Source organism: Roseibium algicola (assembly GCF_001999245.1).
GTDB lineage: Bacteria > Pseudomonadota > Alphaproteobacteria > Rhizobiales > Stappiaceae > Roseibium > Roseibium algicola.
Genome location: NZ_CP019630.1, coordinates 5696949 through 5718225, shown reverse-complemented (window position 1 = coordinate 5718225; position 21277 = coordinate 5696949). Strand labels below are relative to the sequence as shown.

General features: G+C 57.1%; 18 protein-coding genes. 10 read left to right on the top strand and 8 right to left on the bottom strand.

What is annotated here, in order from left to right:
• Positions 1-23 precede the first annotated feature (23 nt).
• The 4 genes from B0E33_RS26525 to B0E33_RS26510 all read right to left on the bottom strand — a co-directional run bounded on the left by B0E33_RS26525 (position 24) and on the right by B0E33_RS26510 (position 5541).
• A complete protein-coding gene (locus tag B0E33_RS26525) occupies positions 24-698 on the bottom strand; it encodes a DsbA family oxidoreductase (protein WP_077292866.1) in 675 nt (224 codons plus the stop codon).
• A 120-nt stretch (positions 699-818) separates the two neighbouring features.
• Positions 819-1901, bottom strand: a complete 1083-nt coding sequence (locus B0E33_RS26520; protein WP_208993325.1) for a PleD family two-component system response regulator — start codon at positions 1899-1901, stop codon at positions 819-821.
• A 112-nt stretch (positions 1902-2013) separates the two neighbouring features.
• On the bottom strand, positions 2014-3645 hold the full coding sequence (locus B0E33_RS26515; RefSeq protein ID WP_077292865.1) for an AMP-binding protein: 1632 nt from the start codon (positions 3643-3645) through the stop codon (positions 2014-2016).
• A gap of 24 nt (positions 3646-3669) precedes the next feature.
• The gene (locus B0E33_RS26510) at positions 3670-5541 is read right to left on the bottom strand and encodes an extracellular solute-binding protein (protein ID WP_055654272.1); all 1872 of its coding nucleotides are present in this window, start codon (positions 5539-5541) and stop codon (positions 3670-3672) included.
• A gap of 265 nt (positions 5542-5806) precedes the next feature.
• Here B0E33_RS26510 and B0E33_RS26505 point away from each other — a divergent pair, with 265 nt between their 5' ends.
• Positions 5807-6418, top strand: a complete 612-nt coding sequence (locus tag B0E33_RS26505; RefSeq protein WP_022998645.1) for an invasion associated locus B family protein — start codon at positions 5807-5809, stop codon at positions 6416-6418.
• Positions 6419-6520: 102 nt separating this feature from the next.
• Here B0E33_RS26505 and hspQ read toward each other — a convergent pair whose 3' ends face one another.
• From hspQ to B0E33_RS26490, 3 genes are all read right to left on the bottom strand, one after another.
• Entirely contained in the window at positions 6521-6844 is a 324-nt protein-coding gene (gene hspQ, locus B0E33_RS26500; protein WP_022998644.1) for a heat shock protein HspQ, read from the bottom strand.
• 102 nt (positions 6845-6946) lie between these two features.
• Complete coding sequence (locus B0E33_RS26495; RefSeq protein WP_077292864.1) at positions 6947-7987, bottom strand: HpcH/HpaI aldolase/citrate lyase family protein; 1041 nt, start codon at positions 7985-7987, stop codon at positions 6947-6949.
• A gap of 82 nt (positions 7988-8069) precedes the next feature.
• A complete protein-coding gene (locus B0E33_RS26490) occupies positions 8070-9035 on the bottom strand; it encodes a lysophospholipid acyltransferase family protein (protein ID WP_077292863.1) in 966 nt (321 codons plus the stop codon).
• Between the two features lie 225 nt (positions 9036-9260).
• Here B0E33_RS26490 and B0E33_RS26485 point away from each other — a divergent pair, with 225 nt between their 5' ends.
• Both B0E33_RS26485 and B0E33_RS26480 read left to right on the top strand, forming a co-directional pair.
• Complete coding sequence (locus tag B0E33_RS26485) at positions 9261-10217, top strand: AEC family transporter (protein ID WP_077292862.1); 957 nt, start codon at positions 9261-9263, stop codon at positions 10215-10217.
• 42 nt (positions 10218-10259) lie between these two features.
• Positions 10260-10682, top strand: coding sequence for a DUF1801 domain-containing protein (locus tag B0E33_RS26480; protein WP_077293703.1), 423 nt, complete (start codon positions 10260-10262; stop codon positions 10680-10682).
• Positions 10683-10702: 20 nt separating this feature from the next.
• Here the strand turns inward: B0E33_RS26480 and B0E33_RS26475 are convergent, their stop codons facing one another.
• Positions 10703-11905, bottom strand: a complete 1203-nt coding sequence (locus B0E33_RS26475; RefSeq protein ID WP_077292861.1) for a UbiH/UbiF family hydroxylase — start codon at positions 11903-11905, stop codon at positions 10703-10705.
• 178 nt (positions 11906-12083) lie between these two features.
• On the opposite strand from B0E33_RS26475, the gene B0E33_RS26470 reads away from it, so the two are divergent.
• From B0E33_RS26470 to xdhC, 7 genes are all read left to right on the top strand, one after another.
• A complete protein-coding gene (locus B0E33_RS26470) occupies positions 12084-13019 on the top strand; it encodes a DUF2182 domain-containing protein (protein WP_077292860.1) in 936 nt (311 codons plus the stop codon).
• A gap of 180 nt (positions 13020-13199) precedes the next feature.
• Complete coding sequence (locus tag B0E33_RS26465; protein ID WP_055654288.1) at positions 13200-13916, top strand: CDP-alcohol phosphatidyltransferase family protein; 717 nt, start codon at positions 13200-13202, stop codon at positions 13914-13916.
• A gap of 229 nt (positions 13917-14145) precedes the next feature.
• Positions 14146-15123 (top strand): quinone oxidoreductase family protein, encoded by a 978-nt coding sequence (locus B0E33_RS26460; RefSeq protein WP_031268497.1) that lies wholly within the window; start codon positions 14146-14148, stop codon positions 15121-15123.
• A 13-nt stretch (positions 15124-15136) separates the two neighbouring features.
• The gene (locus B0E33_RS26455; protein ID WP_022998636.1) at positions 15137-16087 is read left to right on the top strand and encodes a LysR family transcriptional regulator; all 951 of its coding nucleotides are present in this window, start codon (positions 15137-15139) and stop codon (positions 16085-16087) included.
• Between the two features lie 336 nt (positions 16088-16423).
• Positions 16424-17908, top strand: a complete 1485-nt coding sequence (gene xdhA / locus B0E33_RS26450; protein WP_077292859.1) for a xanthine dehydrogenase small subunit — start codon at positions 16424-16426, stop codon at positions 17906-17908.
• Entirely contained in the window at positions 17892-20228 is a 2337-nt protein-coding gene (gene xdhB / locus B0E33_RS26445; protein WP_077292858.1) for a xanthine dehydrogenase molybdopterin binding subunit, read from the top strand. Before xdhA ends, xdhB begins: the two co-directional genes overlap by 17 nt.
• Positions 20228-21241: a xanthine dehydrogenase accessory protein XdhC gene (gene xdhC, locus B0E33_RS26440; RefSeq protein ID WP_077292857.1), complete on the top strand. Its 1014-nt coding sequence runs from the start codon at positions 20228-20230 to the stop codon at positions 21239-21241. Before xdhB ends, xdhC begins: the two co-directional genes overlap by 1 nt.
• Positions 21242-21277 lie beyond the last annotated feature (36 nt).

The window sequence follows — 21277 nt, the reverse complement described above, 5'->3', positions numbered from 1 at the left end:
TGTTTCGGCGACTCAAGCTGCTTTTAATTGGAAACTGCCGCTTGTGGATCGGTCCGTGTTTCATCGGCATGCAGAAGCGCTGCGGCAATTGTTTCCGGTTTCTCGGCACCTGCCAGAACAAACCTGCCATCGATAATGAAACATGGCACACCTGTGATCCCGGACTTTTGAGCATTGGCAATCTGGGCCTCGACCTTGTCGAGATCGGTTTCGGTTCCCAATAGATGCTCCACCAGATCGGACTGCATCCCCGCTTCCTCGGCAATTCGCACAAGAACCTCGGGGCGTGTCAGATCTTCTCCGTTCAGGAAATAGGCCTTGAACAAAAGCTCCACGACTTCGTCCTGAAGATCGTCGTCACGTGACCAAAGGATCAGTCTGTGGCAATCAAGGGTATTCGGCGACAAGGTGATATCATCAAAAGCAAAGTTGATGCCTTCTTCCTGTCCCGCTGCACGGATTTGTTTGTAGAACGTGTCCGCCCGCTCCAGACCACCGAACTTTTCGCTCAGATACTGTTTTCTGTCCTTGCCGGACTTCGGCAAGGTGGCGTCAAGCTGAAAGGGGTGCCAACGAACCAGCACATCGAGCTGCGGAACCGACTTCAACGCCGCTTCAAGGCGTCTTTTTCCAATGAAGCACCAGGGGCACATTACATCGGATACGACATCGACGGTAAGGGCGGATGATAGGGTCATCGGACATCCAGAACGTTGGAGATATTTTTGTCAGGCTAAAGACTCTGACAAATATGCCAACCCCAAATTCGCGGCAGTGTTAAGGCAATAGACAAAAGACGCATACAGACCAGCGTCTGTTCACAGAACAGTGTGTGTGAGGATCGAGCTGATCCGCTTCTGCAGCCTTGTCGTGCCAGCCTCGTTCTTCAAGACGGCAACCGGCCCGAAGTCCTTCACCAGGCAAACAAGATCCTCGTCCCGGCTCGTGGCGTCCGCGATGGACAGCAAGGTCGTGTTGATGTCTTCAAGTTCTTCAGCGGAAGTGACCGCAATGCCGAAGTTTTCAGGCTGAAGCCTCATTTCCCAAAGATCAAGGCCGCGCGCCGCAAGGCCATTGCTACAGGCTTCGAGATAATTCGTATATTCATCAACGCCAAGCCCGCCCTGATGGATCTGCTGGCGCAACCACATGTGGCTTTCCGCAAGCACCCTGTCTGCAAGACGGCGCCTTTTGCCAAAGCGGGTGGCGGAGTTGAGTCGGCGGGCGAGGGTTTCCTTGCGGTTTTCTCCAACCAGCACGTCCGAAGCTCCGTTTCGGAACAGTTGAACGAGATCTTCCTCGCGCTCACAGACAGCCAGAACCGGCAACCCCGCGAAGCGGGCATCCCTGCGGATCTGCTGCATATAGTCGACGGCATCTTCAAAGGGCGCATCAATGACCACGGCGTCAAATGCGCGCTTGGACATGAATTCGACGGCCATGCTGCCGTCGAATGCACCGACAACCTCGACCTTTTCTTCACTGGCGTCCTGCCATTCCAGAAACCGACCGCTCAGGCCAACGACAAGCAGGCTGCTGGTTCCTGAATGATGCGGAGCGCTCCCGAAACCTGGAATCCTGCCAAAAATTCGTCTGCGAAGTTGGGCTTCCTCTGACCGAAGCAATGCGCGCTGATGAATGCATATCAACATCAGCAGGACTTCATCGGGAACGACCTTGTCGATGATTGCAGTCGGTTGCAGACCGGGGGGCAGAATATCGTCGCTGCCGGTGAGGATGTAGAAAGGGACTTCACTTGCCAGGAGTCTGATTTGCGGAAGCAGCCAGGAAAAGAATTCGTCTCTCCGGTCGTCTTCCAGGATGCTGATATCAACCACGATCGCTGCAGGCAGCGCCATGGGCAGCTTGCTGCGACGGTCGAACATGCTGATAAGTGACACGTCTAAATCTTCTGGCGCATCACCATTGCTGCTCCGCCTTGGCCGACGTCCCGCATACCAATACGGGCCGCGCCAGGAAAGCGAGGTTTCAACATCCATTCCTTATCCCCACCTACGCCACGGCAGCAGGCAATCGCTGTGTCCGCATGGTCAGCCGTTCCCGGCTGATGGTTCCATCCTCGTTCCGCGGCAGAGACTGTAAAATCAACACACGATGGGGGATCTTGGCAAGGTCCACGCCTTCGGCATCCAGATACGCGAAAAAGGCACCAGCATCTGGAACGTTCCCGGCCTCGGGTACAAGCGCTGCGTACATCCTGGCTCCGAGGAGAGGATCTTCCACTATGAAGGCAGCAGCTTCCTTGACGCCCGGGTACCCTGCGTAGACAACATCCACCGTTTCAAGGTTGCCGGTGCCAAGGGCATAGTGGCCCGGGATACCGAAACCTGCGATGCCGCCATCCGTCAGTTCAACCTTGATGTTGGTATTCAGAAAACCGGTTCCTTCCCAGCGGACGCGCCGCTGGTCACCATTGATGGTTCGCCACCCGACATCGGGAACCATTGGTCCCTTCACCAGAAGCGTTGGAGCTTGCGTATCTACCTCGTCGGTGACCGCAATCTCGAGAAGGGCTGGCCCGCTTTCACACCCTATCGGCCCGCTATGCTTTCCCAGCGCGGTGGCCTTCATCTTCGCCGAGGGACCTCGCGCCTTGGCAACGAGTGCGAATTCGTCAGCGATGTGAAGATCGATCAGACGGCGCCTCGCAACGAAAGTCGTCGGGTGCGGGGCCGCAATATTCCAGGCTGCAAGTAGCGTCGTCTTGGTGTTTTCAAGTTTACGGTCGAGCGTCTGTGCCAGCGGCCCGGGTGTCATGACGATATCCGCCTGAACTTCGTTGGCATGAGCAGCGAGATTGGCAAGTGAAGTCGGGTGGTGCAGATGCAAGGTGCCGCCGGTCAGCAACCACGGAACCAGTCCTCCGCCCAGGCCGGTCAAGCCGCTGAGCGAATAGGGGAGGACCATCACGCTGGCATCGCGCACATGAGCTTCCTGTACGATCATATGTGCGACCGATACCCAATGGTTATGGCAGCGTGTAACCGGAACGTTTTCCTCTCCGCTTCGGCTCCAGCAGATGGTCGCAGTGTGGTCAGCCGGATCAGGGCGCTCACTCGGAGTGAACTTCAGATCGTCACCCATTTCGGCAAGCATCGGCCCCAATTCGATCAAACCATCGGGAACGTCCTTGCCTAGGCCGAAAACAAACCGCAACGAGAACAGGTCTGCAGCAACATCGCGTGCGGCAACACCAACCTCGCGTGTTTCTACCCGGTCAGCCGCGACAAATCCCTTGGCGCCTATGGAGTTCAAGGCTTCCAGAACGTTCTTCTGCCGCCAGTGCAATGGCAAGGGAGAAATGATCAGATCTGCTCGCAGGGCTGCCAGGATCGCGATTACGGTATCGACTGTGTTGGGAGCCTGCACACCGACGACATGGTCGGATGACAGCCCGACGGTGGTGTAGAAAGCGGCAAGACGATCAATTTCCCGATCGGCTTCGGCATAACTCAACGCTCGGGGAGCACCACCTGTCCAGGTAGCCCTGTCGGGAGCATCAACCAGCGCAAGCCGGTCGGGGTGTTCTGCGGCTGTCTTGCGGAACATTTCATCAAGCGGCACATCGGACCAGGCTCCGCTCTCATGATACTCCGTGGACAGGCTTTCAGGCGTGGCTTTCATCTTGTTTTTCGTCCATTGGTCCGATTATTGCGCCGTGGCCGACCACCAGGTGTCGTACTCGTGGCCGTAGAGCGACTCGTTTTGCGGCGGAACGATCTGCTTCCAGTGCGCCACCCAATCGTCCGCGACATGATAAAGCGGGACTGCGTAGGCTCCCGAAATCAGAACGCGGTCGAATGCGCGAACGGCAGCCACGAATTCGTCGCGGCTCCTTGCACCGACAATCTCGTCGATCATCGCATCGATCGCCGGTTCATGTGCGCCCACAAAGTTGAAGGATCCTTCCGTTTCCGCTGCTTTTGACGACCAGCGTCCATATTGCTCAGCGCCAGGGGACAGCGAGGAGAACCAGGTGTTGAACACCATATCAAACTCGCGTTTCGTCCTGCGGTCTTCGAATTGCGTCGGATCTACACTGCGTACGCTTGCGGATACGCCGAGCAACTCAAGAGTACGGATATAGGCGAGAGCCAGCTTTTCTTCGTCCTCATTCTTGGCAAGAATTTCAAAGGAAAGCTGATTGCCGTTTTCGGAGTGCAGGAGTTTTCCGTCCTTGAGGCTGTAACCGGCCTCGCCGAAGGCTTCCAGCGCTGCCCGCAGCACCTTTCTGTCACGTCCTGAACCGTCCGCTTCCGCCGGACGCCATGTGCCGTCCATAACCTCGGGATCGACGGCGTCAGGGAAGGGAGCCAGCAATTCCTTTTCCCGGTCGCTTGCCGGACGGCCAACCGATGAAAGCTCGGAATTGTCCCAGTACCCTGCCGTGCGCGTGTAAAGTCCGTAATAGAGATTGCGGTTTACCCATTCAAAATCGAAAAGCATGCGCAAGGCCTTGCGCACGGCCGGGTCGGAGAACTGGTCTTTGCGGGTGTTGAATGCGATGCCCTGCATGGCGGCGGGAATCCCGAGCGGAATTGCCCGCTTGAGAACATCGCCATTTTTCACTGCCGGAAAATCAAGCCCCGTTGCCCAACGGGCAGGATCCCGGAACTGCAACGCCTGGACCAGACCCTTCTTGAAGGATTCCTGCAAGGTCGTCTCGTCGCGGAAATATTCTACCCGGATCTCGTCGAAATTGTCGAAACCGGCTTTGACAGGCAGGTCCTTGGCCCAATAGTCCGGGTTCTTCTCATAAACGACGAGCCTGCCTGGCTCGATCGTCTTGAAGGTGTACGGCCCTGTGCCGGTCGGCGGGTTCAACGACGATTTGTCGAAATTCTCCGCGTCCGTGGCTGCCTTGGAATAAATTGGAGCCAACGCGATCAACAGCGGCAGTTCGCGGTTTTCACCGTTTTCGAATACCAGCTTCAACCGGTTCGGTGCGGTGACCTGTTTTTCGGTGATAGCTGCATACCAGTTTCGATAGGGCGGGCGCCCCTTGTCGCGGATCACTTCCAGAGAAAAGATGACATCATCGACTGTGACTGGCGTCCCGTCGGAAAACCTTGCATCCGGATTAAGCTCGAACTCGATCCACTCCCGGCTGTCCGGCATGCGCACACGTTGCGCCAGAAGACCGTAAAGGGAAAAGGGTTCTGCATAGGAGCGGACCATCAGGCTTTCCAGAATGTTGTTGCCGAATTCGCGTTCGCGCATTCCACGTGCCGAGGTCCAGCCACCCTGTACAATGAAGGAATTCAGGCTGTCGAAGGTTCCCTGTACACCAAGCGTGATTGTGCCGCCCTTGGGCGCATCGGGGTTGGCATAGGGAAATGGTTCGTCAGGTCCAAGTGCAGGTGTCCCGTGCATGGCGATTGCATGCGTCCAGGGGACGTTTTCATCGTCCGCGCTGGCGGGCAGGCTGATTGTCAAGGCAAGCAGGCATGCAGACGAGGTTGCCAAACCGATCGCCTTGCCGGCATGAAAAAGAAGACCGGAAACTATCGAACTACGCATCACCACCGCCGGAGATTCTGTTGATTCTCAGCGATTACAGTAGCACAGGGTTCCCACGGACGCGCCCGGGACAAGCAACAAACCGCAAGATATTCAGGTTTCAATTCGCTGACAGGGGTGCGTTGCAAATCGGCCACCCTCTCGCCCAAATTAAGTGTCTTACCATGGTTTCACGGTTTGAATGTCGTTACGGGCCTTGCGGTTGGTTCCGGAATGGCTCAGAACAACGCGAAAGTTTCGTACACGCACGATTGAGGACGTATCGATGACGAGTGTTTTGAAAAGAGGATTGTTCGGATGTGCAGTAGGTGCGTTCGTAGCCCTATCTTCTTTTGCAGGTGCACCCGCAATCGCCCAGGAAGAAAAAAGCCCATGGACGAAAGCGTGTAACACCAATCCGAACACGCAGAAGGAAATCTGCTTTATTTCGATTGAATTGCGCACAAATACCGGACAGTTCCTGAGTAACATTGCTATTCAGGAAACTGAGGGCGAAGCCCGCAAGAAACTGCTGGTCGCTGTACCGACCGGCGTTCTTATCCAGCCGGGTGTGCGTATCCAGATCGATGATGGCAAGCCCGTACAGGGCAAGTACAGCATCTGCGCACCCAATGCCTGCTACGCAGAACTGGCGATTGATGACTCGTTCATCAACACCATGAAGCAGGGCGGTGAGGTGATTGTGGCGCCGTATAACCAGCAAGCCAAGGAAATCGTCTTCAAGATGACCCTGATCGGCTTCACCAAGGTTTACGACGGCGAGCCGATGAACATTGCCGAGCTGCAAAAGCGTCAGGAAGAACTGCAGAGCGAATTGCAGAAGCGCGCTGACGAAGCGCGTCAGAAGCTGATCGACGCTCAGAAGCAAAGCCAGTAACAGGCTGCTTTGCCAGAAATGAAGAAGGCCGGAACTGTGAAAGTTCCGGCCTTTTTTTTGTATTTGAAGATCAAGACTGAAAATCGCCGGGAATTGGGACGATTAGTGGATCTCTACGCTGCGCGGCAGATATGAGCCGTCCGTCTGTTCTTCGAAAATCTCTTCAACCTGCGGATGGCGCACCGGTTCACCGGTCATATCCGCTTCCAGGTTCTGTTCGCTGACATAGGCCACATATTCAGTCTCCTCGTTCTCGGCGAGGAGATGATAGAACGGCTGGTCGCGCAAAGGACGCACGTCCTCCGGGATGGCGTTCCACCATTCTTCCGTATTGCTGAAGGTCGGATCGACATCGAAAATAACGCCACGGAAGGGGTAGATCCGGTGCCGGACGACCTGGCCAATTCTGAATTTTGCCGTTCGCATGGTTACTCGTCCGCATACTGCATGCACTGCCGGGATACCGTGTCGGCAGCCGGCGTGCAAGCATTGTAACATTAAACCTTAGACGACGAGCCTTGCGAAAGTCTAAAGGCCGTAGACCTCCGCGAGTTCCGCGTCCTTGGATGCAACCAGTTTTGCAAGGTCAACGATCACCTTTGCCTGCTTCCAGGTTGCGTCATCCTGCATCTTGCCGTCGATCATCACGGCACCGGTTCCATCCGGCATAGCCTCAAGGATCTTGCGGGCAAAGGCGACTTCGCCCGGATCCGGAGAGAAAACCTTCTTCGCGATCTGGATTTGCGTCGGATGCAGGGACCACGCGCCAAGGCAGCCCATCAGGAATGCATTGCGGAACTGGCTTTCGCAGGCTGCCGCATCGGAAAAATCACCAAAGGGGCCGTAGAAGGGCTTCAGGCCGTAAGACAGGCAGGCATCGACCATCTTTCCGACCGTGTAATGCCAGAGATCCTGCTGATATGCGGTTCTGCCACCTGCGCCGTCAGCATCTGAAAGAACCGCATAGTCGGGATGGCCGCCGCCCACACGTGTTGTTTTCATTCCGCGGGAAGCCGCAAGGTCTGCCGGTCCCAGGCTCATGCCGTGCATCCGTGGACTGGCCGCTGCAATCTCTTCGACGTTCTTGACGCCTTCGGCCGTTTCCAGAATGGCGTGGATCATGATCGGCTTGGAAAGACCGGCCCTGGCTTCAAGCTGCGCAAGCAGTTGGTCGAGATAATGGATGTCCCAGGCGCCTTCCACCTTGGGAAGCATCACCACGTCGAGTTTTTCTCCGACCGCAGGAACGATTTCAAGAAGGTCATCAAGAAACCAGGGGCTGTTGAGGCAATTTACCCTGGTCCACAGGCCAGTGGTTCCGAATTCATTGTCCTGCGCCATCTGAATGAAGCCCCTGCGGGCATCGGTCTTGGCATCGGCGGGAATTGCATCTTCAAGGTTGCCGAGTACGACATCGACGTTCTTGATGAGATCCGGCACCTTGGACCGCATCTTTTCAATATGCGGAGGGACGAAATGGATCATGCGCTCCAGCGAGACGGGAAGCTCGCGATACGGGTCCGGCGCGCCGATTGCGAGCGGCTTGTAGAATGCGCTTGGGGTTTTCATGAAACAGCTGTCCTCCACCAGTTTGAGGAATAGCTATAACGTCAATGCTGCGCTGCAACCATACCCCGAAAGGAGAACAGGCTTAATCGCCTTCCAGGCGAGCCGCTGCTGCGCGCCGGGCCTGTTTCTGGGCAGACGTTTTACCTGGAGGCGCCCACTTCTTGTGGATCCACATCCATTGTTCGGGGTGCTCGCGGATCCAGCTTTCGAAAATTGCGTGGATCCTGGCGGTTGCGACCTCGATATCCGCCTGCCTGTCATCCGTTACAGGCACTTCGACGGCCTGGGCCTCAATCCGGAAATGCACACCTTTCTTGCGCACGACCCGGCCGAGAACAATCGGCACGTTGCAGGACCGGGCGAGCGAAGCCGGGACCGGAGTGGCGTAAGCCATCTGGTCGAAAAAGGGCACCTGCACACCGCGCGTTTCCCTGAGATCTCCCATCATCGCGACGATACCGCCGCTTTTAAGGGTCGCCAGAATCTTGCGAGCGGTCTGGTGGCTTTTCGACAAAAGACCGCCTTTGTAGAGGTCTTTCCTCAGTGCCTGCAGGGCCTTGTCGGCCTCCGGATTGCGCAGAGCCTGATAGACGCCCGTTATCTCGATACCGCGCCGGACGGCGGGCTGAACACACAATTCCCAGTTTGCGCTGTGGAATGAAACGAACAAACAGGCACGCTCGCCGTTCAGAACCTGTTCGGTGATTTCATCCGCAACTGCTTCAAACCGGTAGTCCTGTTTCAGAAGCCGGTCGATGTGGAAAGTTTCGGCTGCCACGCGGCCGAGGTTCTCCCACATTCCACGCACAATCAGTTCTCGTTCCGCGCGCCGCATGCCCGGAAAGGCCTTCTTCAAGTGGCGCAGAGCACGCTTGTGTCTGGGATTGAACGGTGCGAGCCGACGCCAGAAGGCGCCCATGACATAGGAGGCAACGTCCACGGGGATCAGGCGGAACAGCCAGATGGCTACCGTCAGCGCAAAGCCTTCCACCCGGTTTTGCACAGCTGTGAGCTTCGGGTGTTTACGCTGCTTTTTTTTGCGGGACATTACGACCGAATGCTTTCATGTTGTCCGCCCGTCCTGAAAAGAGGGCACTTCCGACCTTGTCCGACTGATTGGGGCCTTGCGATGCGCCCTCAGACCTGATTGGAATGCGGATCACCGAGGTGACCTCCAAGTCACGCGTCCATATCCAAGCCAGGCGCAAGATGCAAGCGCCTTCAAACCCAACCAACCGCGATACAGCGCGTCGTCTTCATCTTTGGTATTTGAATGCAGAACGTCATTTCACTGGCTCTTCCGTTTTTCGGACTGATCCTTCTCGGCTTCGGTGCCGGCAAGATCAAGAACCTGCCCGAGGCAGGCCTGAGCTGGATGAACTTCTTCGTGATCTACCTGGCCCTTCCGGCGCTCTTCTTCCGTCTGTTGTCTGAGACGCCGATCGAAGAGCTCGCAAACGCGTCCTACATTACCGCCACGACCTTCACGACCTACATTGTGTTCGCGATCTCCTTCTGCATAGGTGTGGTCGCAACACGCGGCAACATCGGCGAATCCACGATCCTGGGCATTGCCGGGGCCTATTCCAACATCGGTTACATGGGGCCGGGGTTGACGCTGGCTGTTCTGGGAGAGCAGGCAACCGTACCGACCGCACTCATCCTGGCCTTTGACAATGCGCTGATGTTCATTCTGGCACCGCTGATGATGGCATTGGCCGGTACCGAAGAAGAATCGATCCTTGGGACCTTGAAGAAGATTGTGGTCAGGATCTTCACCCATCCCTTCATCGTGGCAACGATTGCCGGTGTCTTCGCCGCCGCGCTGGAGGTCAAGCCACCTCAAGCGATAGATACGCTTCTGCGCTATCTCAGCAATGCAGCAGCACCTTGCGCCCTTTTTGCCATGGGCGTCAGCATTGCGCTTCGTCCGATCGGTCGGATACCGCTGGAACTGCCGCTGGTGCTGGGTGTGAAGTTGCTGTTGCACCCGATCCTGATTTTTCTGCTCCTGACCTGGCTTGGCGGCTTCGATCCCAACTGGATCGCGACCGCGGTTCTGATGTCCTGCCTGCCGCCGGCGACAAACGTCTTTGTTATCGCGCAGCAATATGGGACGTATGTTCAGCGGGCGTCGAGCTTCGTACTGATAGGCACGGCCTTGTCGATCGTCACCGTTACCGGTTTCATCTGGGCGCTGACGAGCGGTTTCCTTCCAACCGGTGGCTAGAAGATCAAGCTAGCCATCCTGGTCGCAACAAGAGGACTTGTGGTGAAAGACAATCCGGAAGTCCTTGCGATATTCGAAAGATATCCGGCGGATATCCGCGAAAGACTGCTGACCATCAGGTCATTGATCACCGAGACGGCGACGCAGCGCGACGATATCGGAGAACTGGAAGAAACCATGAAATGGGGTCAGGCCAGCTATCTGACGAAGCGCCCGAAAACCGGAACGACAATCCGGATAGACCGAGACAATTCCGGGGCAGGGGACGTTGCTCTCTTTGTAAATTGTCAATCTTCACTGGTGTCTGACTGGCGCACAATGTTCCCGGACCTCGTCTTCGGCGGCGATAGAAGCGTTCACTTCACTCAAGGCCAGCCGTTACCAGAGGATGCGCTCCGTCAGATGATCGGCATGGCGCTGACGTATCACGGCGCCAAGCGATCAGCAGCACGGTCACAGGTTTGAATGCAGCACCCGAAAACCGTCTATCGATGCAATTGAAAGGCGGTTCCCGGTGCAATGCCCTCCCGCATGAGCAGGCGCCGCAGCGGACCAACCTTGCCGGCCAGATACATGCCCGCGCTTCGCGCAGCCTGAACCGGCAGAAAGCCTGTCAGCAGCGATCTGTTCAGCATGTCCACCGCGTTTGTCCGTGTCCGGATATCGCTGAACCGTTTCTTCTCGTAAGCACTCAAAACGGTCTTGCCACCAAAGTCGGCGTGCGCGCGCTTGGCCGATGCCACGACGGAGATGAGGTCCCGGATATCACGCAAAGACAGGTTCAGACCCTGCGCGCCGATGGGCGGAAAGACATGCGCGGTCTCGCCCACAAGCGCCAGACGCGGCCCAACTAGGGAAGTGGCAGTCAGTCCTGAAAGCGGAAAACTTTGTGGTTTCGTAGACAGTTTGAACCGACCCAGAATCGAATGTGCCCGCCGTTCGAGGTCCGCTTCCAGGTCCTCGTCCGTCATCGCCAACAGATCTGCAGCACCGTCCGCAGTTTCCACGCAAACAAGTGATGACTGTCTGCCGGGGAGCGGTACCAGTGTGAACGGACCAGTCGAAGTGTGGAATTCGGTCGAGACCTGCTGGTGTGGAAGCCGGTGCTCAAGGTTCAGAACAACAGCCACCTGCGGATAGGACCAGCTTTTGACTTCAATCCCGGCTGCTTCACGCAGTGTCGATCGGCGGCCATCTGCAGCTACGGCCAATTTGGCTGAAATCGTCCTACCCCCACTGGTGACGAGGGTAGCGTGATCGTCTCCGAATTCGGCACTCTCGACAGTGTCCGAAATCTCCTCCAGTCCGGATTGCGCAGCACAAAATTTTTCAAGTACTGCGTTAAGTTCACTGTTCAAGATATTGAAACCAAACTCTTCAAGGCCAAGCTCAGAACTGTCGAAGACCACTTCAGGTGCACGAAAAAGCCGCCCCGTGCTGTCGATCATGCGCATCTTCTTCAAGGATGCGGCGTTGTCTTCTATGTCCGACCAGACGCCAATATCGCGCAACAGATCGATGGAACGCTGCCACAGCGCGGTTGTCCGGCCATCCTTGATTTCCATTGAGGGGGCAATCAGGACACACGACAATCCCTGCTGGGCCAGAGCAAGAGCTGCAATTCGCCCGGATGGCCCTCCGCCGACGATTGCAATGTCAAACTGTTCCGGCGCGTGGCTGCTGGACATGGTAAAATTCCATCTGATTTGATCTTGAGATCTAAATTGCTGTTTGCGGGCTCAAAATCAACGGGACGAATACACGCAGGGCATTCAAGGTCGACCATGAGTAAGATCAAATGCCTGCCTCGACTAATCCGCTAAGACGTCTCAAGACCCCGGACACACACGCCACCTAAAGGCCGAAATGACGAGTTTGACGCGCACATCTTCCAATCAGGCCGGTTCCACCAAGCCGGAACAAAACATGCGTGGCTGGCCGCTAGTGCTTGTGCTGGTCTCGATATTGGCCGCCGCCGGCTGGGCATACCTGATTGCAATGGTAGCCGACATGGTGCCGGTCATGGATATGAGCGAAGCCGGACCCGGCATGGTGATTCTCAACAGTTTCAACCAGTACGCAGGTTTGCCTGCGGAAGCGCGGGCCGCACTTGCGGTTCTTTGCCTGCCGACCAGCGCAACATTCGGCATGCCTGGTGCGGACATGACGACAGTTGATCTTGTGAAGATCTTCCTGATGTGGGCAATGATGGCCCTTGCCATGATGTTGCCTACGGCCGTGCCGATGCTTCGGGCCTATTACACCGAGCTTTCGGCACAGTCCGGCAGTACGGCAACGCCGGTACTTCTCGTTGTCACCGCAATGTTCGGCTATCTGGCGGTCTGGCTTGGCTACGCGGTCGCAGCAACCGCGGCGCAATGGGCTTTGTCCAGGGCGGGTGCCATGACGAATATGATAGCTCCTGCAAGCATGGCTCTGACGACGTCGGTCCTCTTCGCCGCTGGTTTATATCAGTTCACCCCCTCCAAGAAGGCCTGTCTCCGGCGCTGCTGGTATCCGCGCTGGGTGTTTGCCAGTGACGATGCTGGGCCGGGTGCGATGTCTGGCTTGCGGGAAGGGCTGGTGCAGGGCTGGGTGTGCCTTGGCTGCTGCTGGGCGGTAATGACTGTCATGTTCGCGGTCGGCCTGATGAACATCGTCTGGATCGCGCTGCTCGGCGCGTTGATGGCCATTGAAAAAACGTTCCCGAGCCGCATTCTGCCACCTGCCATCGGGGCTGTTCTGCTGGTCTGGGCAGGTCTCCTCGTTTCCCTCATCCTTTTGGGAAATGCGGCAACCTAAATTCACTGCTATTGGTGCGGGGACTGTTTTTTAGGTTCACACTGTCATACGATTGCAATAAAGGACCGTATCAGCGTCAGTGTGTGATCCATGGGCCAGCGGGTCAATCGTGAACCGCACACATCTCAGAACGCAAATGCACCAGTTTACTGCGTTCAGATCATAAAGTGAGGGAACCCCGTGGCGGATATTACACCAGGTAAAGAGAGGACTGAGCCCGCTCTGTTCCTGATCCATATCCTGACGGCTTCCGGTGCTCCGATCGCTCTTATTGCCCTCTTGGCAGGTGCGCGTGAAAACTGGGCGGAGATGTTCGCCTGGCTTGGACTGGCGTTTTTCATCGATGGCATCGATGGCCCGCTGGCGCGCCGTTACAAGATTGCAGAGCGTCTGCCTCGCTGGTCCGGTGCCTCGCTGGATTTCGTGATCGACTATGCCACTTACGTGTTTCTTCCCGCTTTCGCGCTTTCCTGGAGCTTGATGCTGACAAGTCCTTGGAACTGGATTTGTGGCGGGCTCGTGGTCTTTACCGGCGCTCTTTATTTTGCCGACAACGGCATGAAGACACCCGACGGATCCTTCAAGGGTTTTCCCGCTGGATGGAACATGGTCGTTTTCGGCCTTATGGTTCTGTCGCCATCGCAAAGCTTCACGATCATGTTCGTGCTCTTGTGCTGCGCATTGACGTTCGCTCCGGTCCGCTTTGTCCATCCTGTCCGCGTGCGTCGCTGGCGCATGATTACCTTGCCGGTGACACTGCTCTGGATGGGATTGGCCGCCTACGCAATTCTGGACGGTATGGCATTGAACGGCCCGCTCGCTTGGGCATTCACGGCAGCCAGCTTCTATCTGCTGCTGGTCTCTGCTGTTCAGCAATTGCTCGACAGGGTCGACTGACCTTTCCCTACATTCAAAATACAGTTTTGGCACTGGCGCGAACCAAGGCGCCGGTGTTGTGCCGCGCTTTCTCTTGAAGCGCTGACCGGAAGGAAGCGTCACGAACGCCTGATGCCATTTATGCTTCGGAATGACCTTTTCCGATGGCGTTGAAATCATTTATGGTCTTGCCAACTTCAATTGCCGCAAGACCAAATCGGTCTCGGCCCATCACCCCGGGGATAAAGTCATGGTTCAAGCAATCTGCGTACACGAAACCGGTGGACCGGATGTCATGCGCTGGGAACATATCGAAGTCGGTGAGCCCGGCCCAGGTGAGGCGCGCATCCGCCACACAGCAGTCGGCCTCAATTTCATCGATACCTATTTCCGCTCCGGCCTCTATCCCGCGCCTGCCGGCGTGCCGTTCAGCCCCGGCAACGAGGGGGCTGGGGTCGTACAGACGGTCGGTGAGGGTGTGACACATCTCAGCCCCGGCGACCGTGTTGCCTATGTTGGCCCGCTCGGCGCCTACGCGCAGGAAAGAATCGTGCCCGCTGATCGTCTTGTCGTCCTGCCAGACGGGATTGATGACAAGACCGCTGCCGGCATGATGCTGAAGGGCATGACGGCACAGTATCTTCTGCGCCAGACATATTCCGTTGGCCCGGACACGACGCTGCTGTTTCACGCTGCTGCCGGAGGCGTCGGCCTGATTGCCGGTCAATGGGCAGCACATCTCGGCGCCACTGTCATCGGCACTGCCGGTTCGGAAGCAAAGGTCGAACTTGCAAAGGCACACGGCTACCAGCACGTGATCAACTACCGGACTGAAAACTTTGTCGACAGGGTAAAGGATATTACCGGCGGCAAGGGCTGCGATGTTGTTTATGACAGTGTCGGCAAGGACACTTATCCCGGATCGCTCGACTGCCTGAAACCGAGGGGTCTTTGGGTCACTTTCGGTCAGTCCTCTGGGCCGATCGCCGACTTCAACCTGGCGCTCCTCGCCCAGAAAGGCTCTCTGTTCGCAACCCGGCCGACGCTGTTCAGCTACATCGCCAGCCGCGAAGCACTGGAAGCGACCGCGGGCGAATTGTTCGATGTCGTCCAGAAAGGCATCGTCAAGATCGGCGTCAACCAGGAATACAGGCTTGCCGATGCCGTCCAGGCGCATCAGGACCTTGAAGGCCGCAAGACCACCGGCACCACGGTCCTGATCCCCTAAGAGCAGGAATTTCATGCGGTCCGGACGAGCACAGGATCTTTCTCGAAATCTTTACAGCCCGGCGATGCGCTATTTTCTGGCCGTCGCCGAGGCCGGCTCGATCCGCGCCGCGTCCCGGGAGCTCAACGTGGCGTCATCTGCCATCAACCGGCAGGTTCTCTGGCTGGAAGAGGCTCTCGGACTGCAGTTGTTTGACCGTGTCGGCCGGCGCCTGCGTCTGTCGCAAGCCGGAGAGTTGCTGCTGGCACATATCCGGCGCACCTATTCCGATTTCGAAGGCACGGTTGCCGAACTCGACGCCTTGAAGGGACTGCGACGCGGTACGGTTTCGATTGCAAGCGTCGAAAGCGTTGCCGAAAAGCTCCTCCCGGCGGTCATCAGCACGTTTCGCAAGAGCTATCCCGGCATTCACGTGAATGTCTCGATTTCCTCATCCAGAGAAGCCGCCCGAAAGGTAGAGGCGGCTGAAGCGGATGTCGGCTTCACCTTCGACCCGCCGGAGACCTCGGCGCTCACAACCGCCTTTCACCATGATCTCGTGATCGGAGCACTCATGCGTCCGGATCATCCGTTGGCCGGAGCGAAAACACTTGGACTGCAAGACTGCCTGAAATATCCGGTGGCGCTGCCCGCAGAAGGACTGTCACTGCGCACCCGCCTGGACATCGTTCGAAGCCGGATACCCGGCGCTTCGCGCACTTATGTGGAAGCCAATTCGCTCAGGCTGATGCGAGCCCTTGCCAGGGAGGAACAGGTAATTGGCTTTCAGACGATGATCGGTTGCGAAGACGACCTTGCCAACGGTTTCCTGATCTTCAAACCTTTGTCCGATACGCCGCTTCAGGCCGACCGACTCTGTGTGGTAACGTCGTCTCTGCGTGCTCTTGCGCTTGCGCCGGGCATGTTTTTCGACCATGCCGTGTTCGCTTTGAGGGACCAACTTTCAGCTCTTGATGCCAAATAGGCAACATTGCGGTCTCAAATGAGCGCTTTGGTTCCATGTTTTTTTAAGGCACATTTTTTGTGACAGTTTTGCGGCAATGCGCCGTGCGAGGGAGAAAACTGATGGGGCGTTTGCCTACGCACGATCTGAATACAGCCCTGGTAGGGCCCGAAAGCGGCCTGCTGAGCAGGCTGTGGAGCATGGGTAAGGCACCTCGTCCGCATGCTTCGCACCGGGTACTCCATGACCACCATTTTACGGCTCGTGATGCAATGCTCCCAATGCATGCGGAGTGTTCAAACTGTTACGCATCAGATGTCTCCGATCCGTTTTTGGCTAACATGGGGAATCAGGCCTATGCGTGACACGATCCGTTTCCTCAAGGGTGGTGAAATCGTTGAACTTGCGAATGTCGGTCCAACGGAAACCGTTCTCGATTACTTGCGCCTCCGCCGCCGAGAAACCGGAACGAAGGAAGGCTGCGGCGAGGGTGACTGCGGGGCCTGCACCGTCGCGCTTGGCCGATTGATCGACGGCAAGTTGGTCTATCAGCCCGTGAACAGCTGCATCCAGTTGCTCGGCATGATTGATGGCGCTGAACTGGTGACTGTCGAAGATCTCTCCGACGATACGAGGCTCCACCCGGTTCAGGCCGCGATGGTCGAGATGCATGGCTCACAATGCGGGTTCTGTACACCCGGCTTCATCATGACGCTTTTCACGCTCTATCATGACGCAGGGGCGGAAAAGTCACGCAAGACCGTAACCGAATGGCTGGCTGGAAACCTTTGTCGCTGCACCGGCTATAGGCCGATTATCGACGCGGCGTTGGACTCTTGTTTTGACGCTGCAGACGATGCTTTTTCTTGGCGTGCTCATGAAACGCGGGAACAGTTGCGACAATTGTCCGACAGCAGCGATGTCTACATCGGAGATAGCGACTGCTTCTTTTCCTCGCCGGCAACGCTTGACGGTTTGGCAGCTCTTTACGGCCAGCACCCCAATGCGACCCTCGTTGCCGGGGCGACAGATGTCGGTCTGTGGATCACGAAGCATCTGCGCGACTTGCCCAAGATGATTTGGCTTGGCCGAATAGAGGGCCTCGACCGTGTCGAAGACAGTCCGTCCGGGGTATTGATCGGCGCAACGGCTACTTATGCCGCGACCGAAGAAGCCATGACCGGCATTTCATCAAACCTGGGTGAACTCTGGCGCCGGATCGGCTCGAAGCAGGTTCGCGCCTCGGGAACAGTCGGTGGCAACATCGCCAATGGCTCGCCGATCGGCGACACACCACCCGCATTGATCGCTCTGGGGACAACTCTGGAACTGCATTCCGCAGAAGGCTCAAGGGCGTTGCCGCTGGAAGAATTCTTCATCGACTACGGCAAGCAGGATCGCAGACCGGGAGAGTTCGTCACCGGTCTCTTCGTGCCCCGGCTTTCTGCCAATCAGGCTTTCCGTTGCTACAAGATCACCAAGCGTTTCGATCAGGACATCTCATCCGTCATGGGAGCATTCCGCCTGACGGTGGATGGAGAAGGCATGGTTACGGATGCCCGGATCGCCTTCGGCGGCATGGCAGGAACACCGAAACGGGCAACCGGTGCGGAAGCTGCCTTGAAAGGAGCTTCGCTGGACGATCCGTCCACCTGGGGCGCTGCCATGCAGGCATTGCTGTCCGATTACACGCCACTGACAGATATGCGCGCAAGTGCCGAGTACCGAATGGAAACGGCGCGGGCGTTGCTCGCAAAGGCCCTCATGGAGGTCAGCGGCACCGCACCGGAAGAACTCCGTGTGCTTGCCAAGCGGGAGGCAGGCCATGACCGCGCAGCTTGACCCCAACGACCTGACAACACCCCTGAAGCATGTCCGCAAGGCGTTGCCGCATGACAGCGCGGCTAAACACGTTTCCGGTACGGCGACCTATATCGACGACATGGTCGAACCCGTTGGCACGCTTCACGTTGTGCCCGGCTGGTCTAGGCAGGCTGTCAGGGGCAGGATCCTGGCAATGGATCTTGAAGAGGTCCAGGCTTCACCAGGTGTGGTTGCCGTCCTGACCACAAAGGATGTCCCGGGAAAGAATGACTGTTCATCCGCCTTTGGCGATGATCCCGTTTTCGCCGAGGATGAAATCCTGTTTTACGGGCAGGTCGCCTTTGCCGTCGTCGGCGAAACAAGAGACCTGGCGCGCAAAGCGGCGTTGAAGGCAAAGATCGATATTGCACCGATCACCCCCATCCTGACGGCTGAAGACGCTGTCGACGCCGACACCACAGTGCTTCCGGATTATCAGTTCCGGCGTGGTTCGCCTGAAACCGGCATGAACGCAGCCGAGGAAATCCTCACTGGCAGCATGAAAATCGGCGGACAGGAGCATTTTTACCTGGAAGGCCAGGTCGCCATGGCCCAGCCACAGGAAGACGGCGGCATGCTGGTGTATTCCTCGACCCAGCACCCGACCGAAATTCAGCACACGGTTGCCAAGGTGCTCGGTGTGCCCGATGCCGCTGTCACGGCTGAGGTTCGCCGCATGGGAGGCGGTTTCGGCGGCAAGGAATCGCAGGCGAACCAATGGGCTGCCCTGGCGTCCATCGCAGCCAGTCACACGGGCCGAACCTGCAAGATCCGCCTCGACCGCGACGACGACATGATCATGACCGGCAAGCGACACGACTTTAAGGTCAACTGGCAGGTCGGCCACGATAGCGAAGGTCGCATCCGTGCTGTCGACATGGAATTCCTGGCCCGTTGTGGCTACTCGGTCGACCTGTCTCTTGGCGTGAACGACCGGACTCTTTTTCATGCCGATTCGAGCTACTTCTACCCGGATGCACTCATCCGCTCCCGGCGCTTGCGCACGGACACCTGCTCCAACACCGCATTCCGCGGGTTCGGTGGACCGCAAGGCATGCTCGCTGCCGAACGCATGATCGATGCGATCGCGATCAGTCTCGACAAGGACCCGCTCGAAATTCGCAAGCTGAATTTCTATGACGGAGAACGGAACCTGACGCCTTTCGGCATGCCGGTGGAAGAGTTTCAGGTCATGCATGACCTGATCGCCCAATTGGAAGAGAGTTCAGACTATTGGGCACGACGTGATGATGTGCGCTTCTTCAACGAAAACAACGCTGTTCTGAAAAAGGGACTGGCCCTGACACCGGTTAAGTTCGGCATTTCCTTCACGCTGAAACATCTCAACCAGGCCGGTGCGCTCGTTCATCTTTATACCGATGGTTCGATTCATCTGAACCATGGTGGCACCGAGATGGGTCAGGGGCTGTATCAGAAAGTGGCGCAGGTTGTTGCGGAAGAATTCGGTGTCAGCCTGAACAAGGTACGCATCACCGCCACCAACACCTCAAAGGTTCCCAATACGGGCCCAACGGCTGCATCTTCCGGAACAGACCTCAACGCCATGGCCGCCAAGCTGGCGGCGAAGGAAATCAAGAACCGCCTGATAACCTTCCTGTGCGAACTGCATCAATGCGGACCGGAAGCAATCTTCTTCGGCGATAACAAGGTGGTTGTCGGTGACCAGAGCTTTGCCCTTTCGGAAGTCGCCAAGCTGGCGCACATGGCACGTATTCAGCTTTCACACGCAGGCTATTACGCAACGCCAGGGATAACGTGGGAGAGGGAAAGCGCGACCGGGCGCCCCTTCTATTATTTTGCCTTTGGCGGCGCATGCGCCGAGGTGACAATCGATACGATGACCGGCGAGATGACCGTCGACCGGGTGGATATTCTTCACGATGTCGGCCATTCGCTGAACCCTGCGATTGACCTGGGGCAGATCGAAGGTGGCTTTGTTCAGGGGATGGGTTGGCTTACCACCGAAGAACTGGTCTGGGACGAAAAGGGGCGCCTTCGTACACACGCTCCCTCGACCTACAAGATCCCGACAGCATCCGACATTCCCGAGGAATTCAACGTCCGTCTCTATGAAGGCAGCGGCAACCCTCAGGCAACCGTTTACCGGTCCAAAGCCGTTGGCGAACCGCCTGTCATGTTGGCCAATGCAGTGTTTTGCGCGATCAATGATGCCGTCGCGAGCCTCAGCCCGGGAGTTGTTCCCAATCTGGACGCACCGGCAACACCTGAGGCAATCATGAAAGCCGTCCAGGATATGCGCCGGAGGAAGATCTCCTGATGAAGGTCTGGGGGCACATTGCCGACTGTTTGAAGCGAAACGGCGCTTGTGCACTCGTAACCGTTGCTCGTGCCGATGGCTCGACACCACGCGAAGACGGTGCTCGTATGGTGGTAACGGCTGGTGGTGGATTTTATGGCACGATTGGTGGCGGCACGCTTGAGTTCGAAGCCATCCGCCGTGCCCACAAAGCTATCCGGGATGGCGTGGCCAGCTTCGAGCTCCACAATGTCTCGCTTGGCCCGGACCTCGGTCAGTGCTGCGGTGGACGTACCCAAATCGCCATCGAGGTGCTGACAACGTCATCGCTTGAAATGGCTCAGACACTCTCGCTTCGGGAAAACGACGGAACGCGGTTTTCCACCGAGGCCAGCGTTGTGAATGGTGTGGTGCAGACTCGCGATCTGCTGCCGGACGTTTCAACGAACCGCTTCTTCCTTCAACTTGACCAAAAAACGGGCAAGCAATTGCTGATCGAGCAATTTGGCAGCAAGCGGCGCGAACTTTATCTTTTTGGTGCAGGGCATGTAGGAAAAGCCGTTGTCCTGGCGCTCGCACCTCTGCCTTTCAGCGTGACATGGATCGACAGCAGGGCGGACCAGTTTCCGGCTGCGGTTCCGGGAAATGTCCGGAAAGTTTCAAACCCTGATCCAGCTGTCTGCCTTGAACAAGCCCCTGATGGTGCCTTTGTCCTGGCGATGACCCACTCGCACGCCCTGGATGAAGACATCATGGTACGTGCCTTGCTTCAACAACGCTTTGCCTATTGCGGTGTAATCGGCTCCAAAACCAAGCGGGCGCGCTTCCTGAAACGACTGAAGGCCCGGGGGCTGAATGACACTTTGACGGCAAACATGGTCTGTCCTGTCGGGGTGACTTCAGTCAAATCAAAACAACCGGCTGCAATCGCTGCAGGAATAGCTGTCGATCTGCTGGTTCGGGACGAAGCTGGAAATCATCAACAGGCCGCTGCAGGCGGGGGGCTTGCACAAAAACTAACACTTGGTCAATAAAGCGGCATTCGCTTGGGGGACGGCGTGGCAGAAACA

Bases quoted from the DNA above. Each gene is read 5' to 3' on its own strand.
- B0E33_RS26470 (WP_077292860.1), top strand. From the start codon at position 12,084: ATGACGAGTTTGACGCGCACATCTTCCAATCAGGCCGGTTCCACCAAG.
- B0E33_RS26525 (WP_077292866.1), bottom strand. From the start codon at position 698: ATGACCCTATCATCCGCCCTTACCGTCGATGTCGTATCCGATGTAATG.
- B0E33_RS26495 (WP_077292864.1), bottom strand. From the start codon at position 7,987: ATGAAAACCCCAAGCGCATTCTACAAGCCGCTCGCAATCGGCGCGCCG.
- B0E33_RS26490 (WP_077292863.1), bottom strand. From the start codon at position 9,035: ATGTCCCGCAAAAAAAAGCAGCGTAAACACCCGAAGCTCACAGCTGTG.
- B0E33_RS26510 (WP_055654272.1), bottom strand. From the start codon at position 5,541: ATGCGTAGTTCGATAGTTTCCGGTCTTCTTTTTCATGCCGGCAAGGCG.
- xdhB (WP_077292858.1), top strand. From the start codon at position 17,892: ATGACCGCGCAGCTTGACCCCAACGACCTGACAACACCCCTGAAGCAT.
- B0E33_RS26505 (WP_022998645.1), top strand. From the start codon at position 5,807: ATGACGAGTGTTTTGAAAAGAGGATTGTTCGGATGTGCAGTAGGTGCG.
- B0E33_RS26515 (WP_077292865.1), bottom strand. From the start codon at position 3,645: ATGAAAGCCACGCCTGAAAGCCTGTCCACGGAGTATCATGAGAGCGGA.
- xdhA (WP_077292859.1), top strand. From the start codon at position 16,424: ATGCGTGACACGATCCGTTTCCTCAAGGGTGGTGAAATCGTTGAACTT.
- hspQ (WP_022998644.1), bottom strand. From the start codon at position 6,844: ATGCGAACGGCAAAATTCAGAATTGGCCAGGTCGTCCGGCACCGGATC.
- B0E33_RS26460 (WP_031268497.1), top strand. From the start codon at position 14,146: ATGGTTCAAGCAATCTGCGTACACGAAACCGGTGGACCGGATGTCATG.
- B0E33_RS26475 (WP_077292861.1), bottom strand. From the start codon at position 11,905: ATGTCCAGCAGCCACGCGCCGGAACAGTTTGACATTGCAATCGTCGGC.
- B0E33_RS26455 (WP_022998636.1), top strand. From the start codon at position 15,137: ATGCGGTCCGGACGAGCACAGGATCTTTCTCGAAATCTTTACAGCCCG.
- xdhC (WP_077292857.1), top strand. From the start codon at position 20,228: ATGAAGGTCTGGGGGCACATTGCCGACTGTTTGAAGCGAAACGGCGCT.
- B0E33_RS26485 (WP_077292862.1), top strand. From the start codon at position 9,261: ATGCAGAACGTCATTTCACTGGCTCTTCCGTTTTTCGGACTGATCCTT.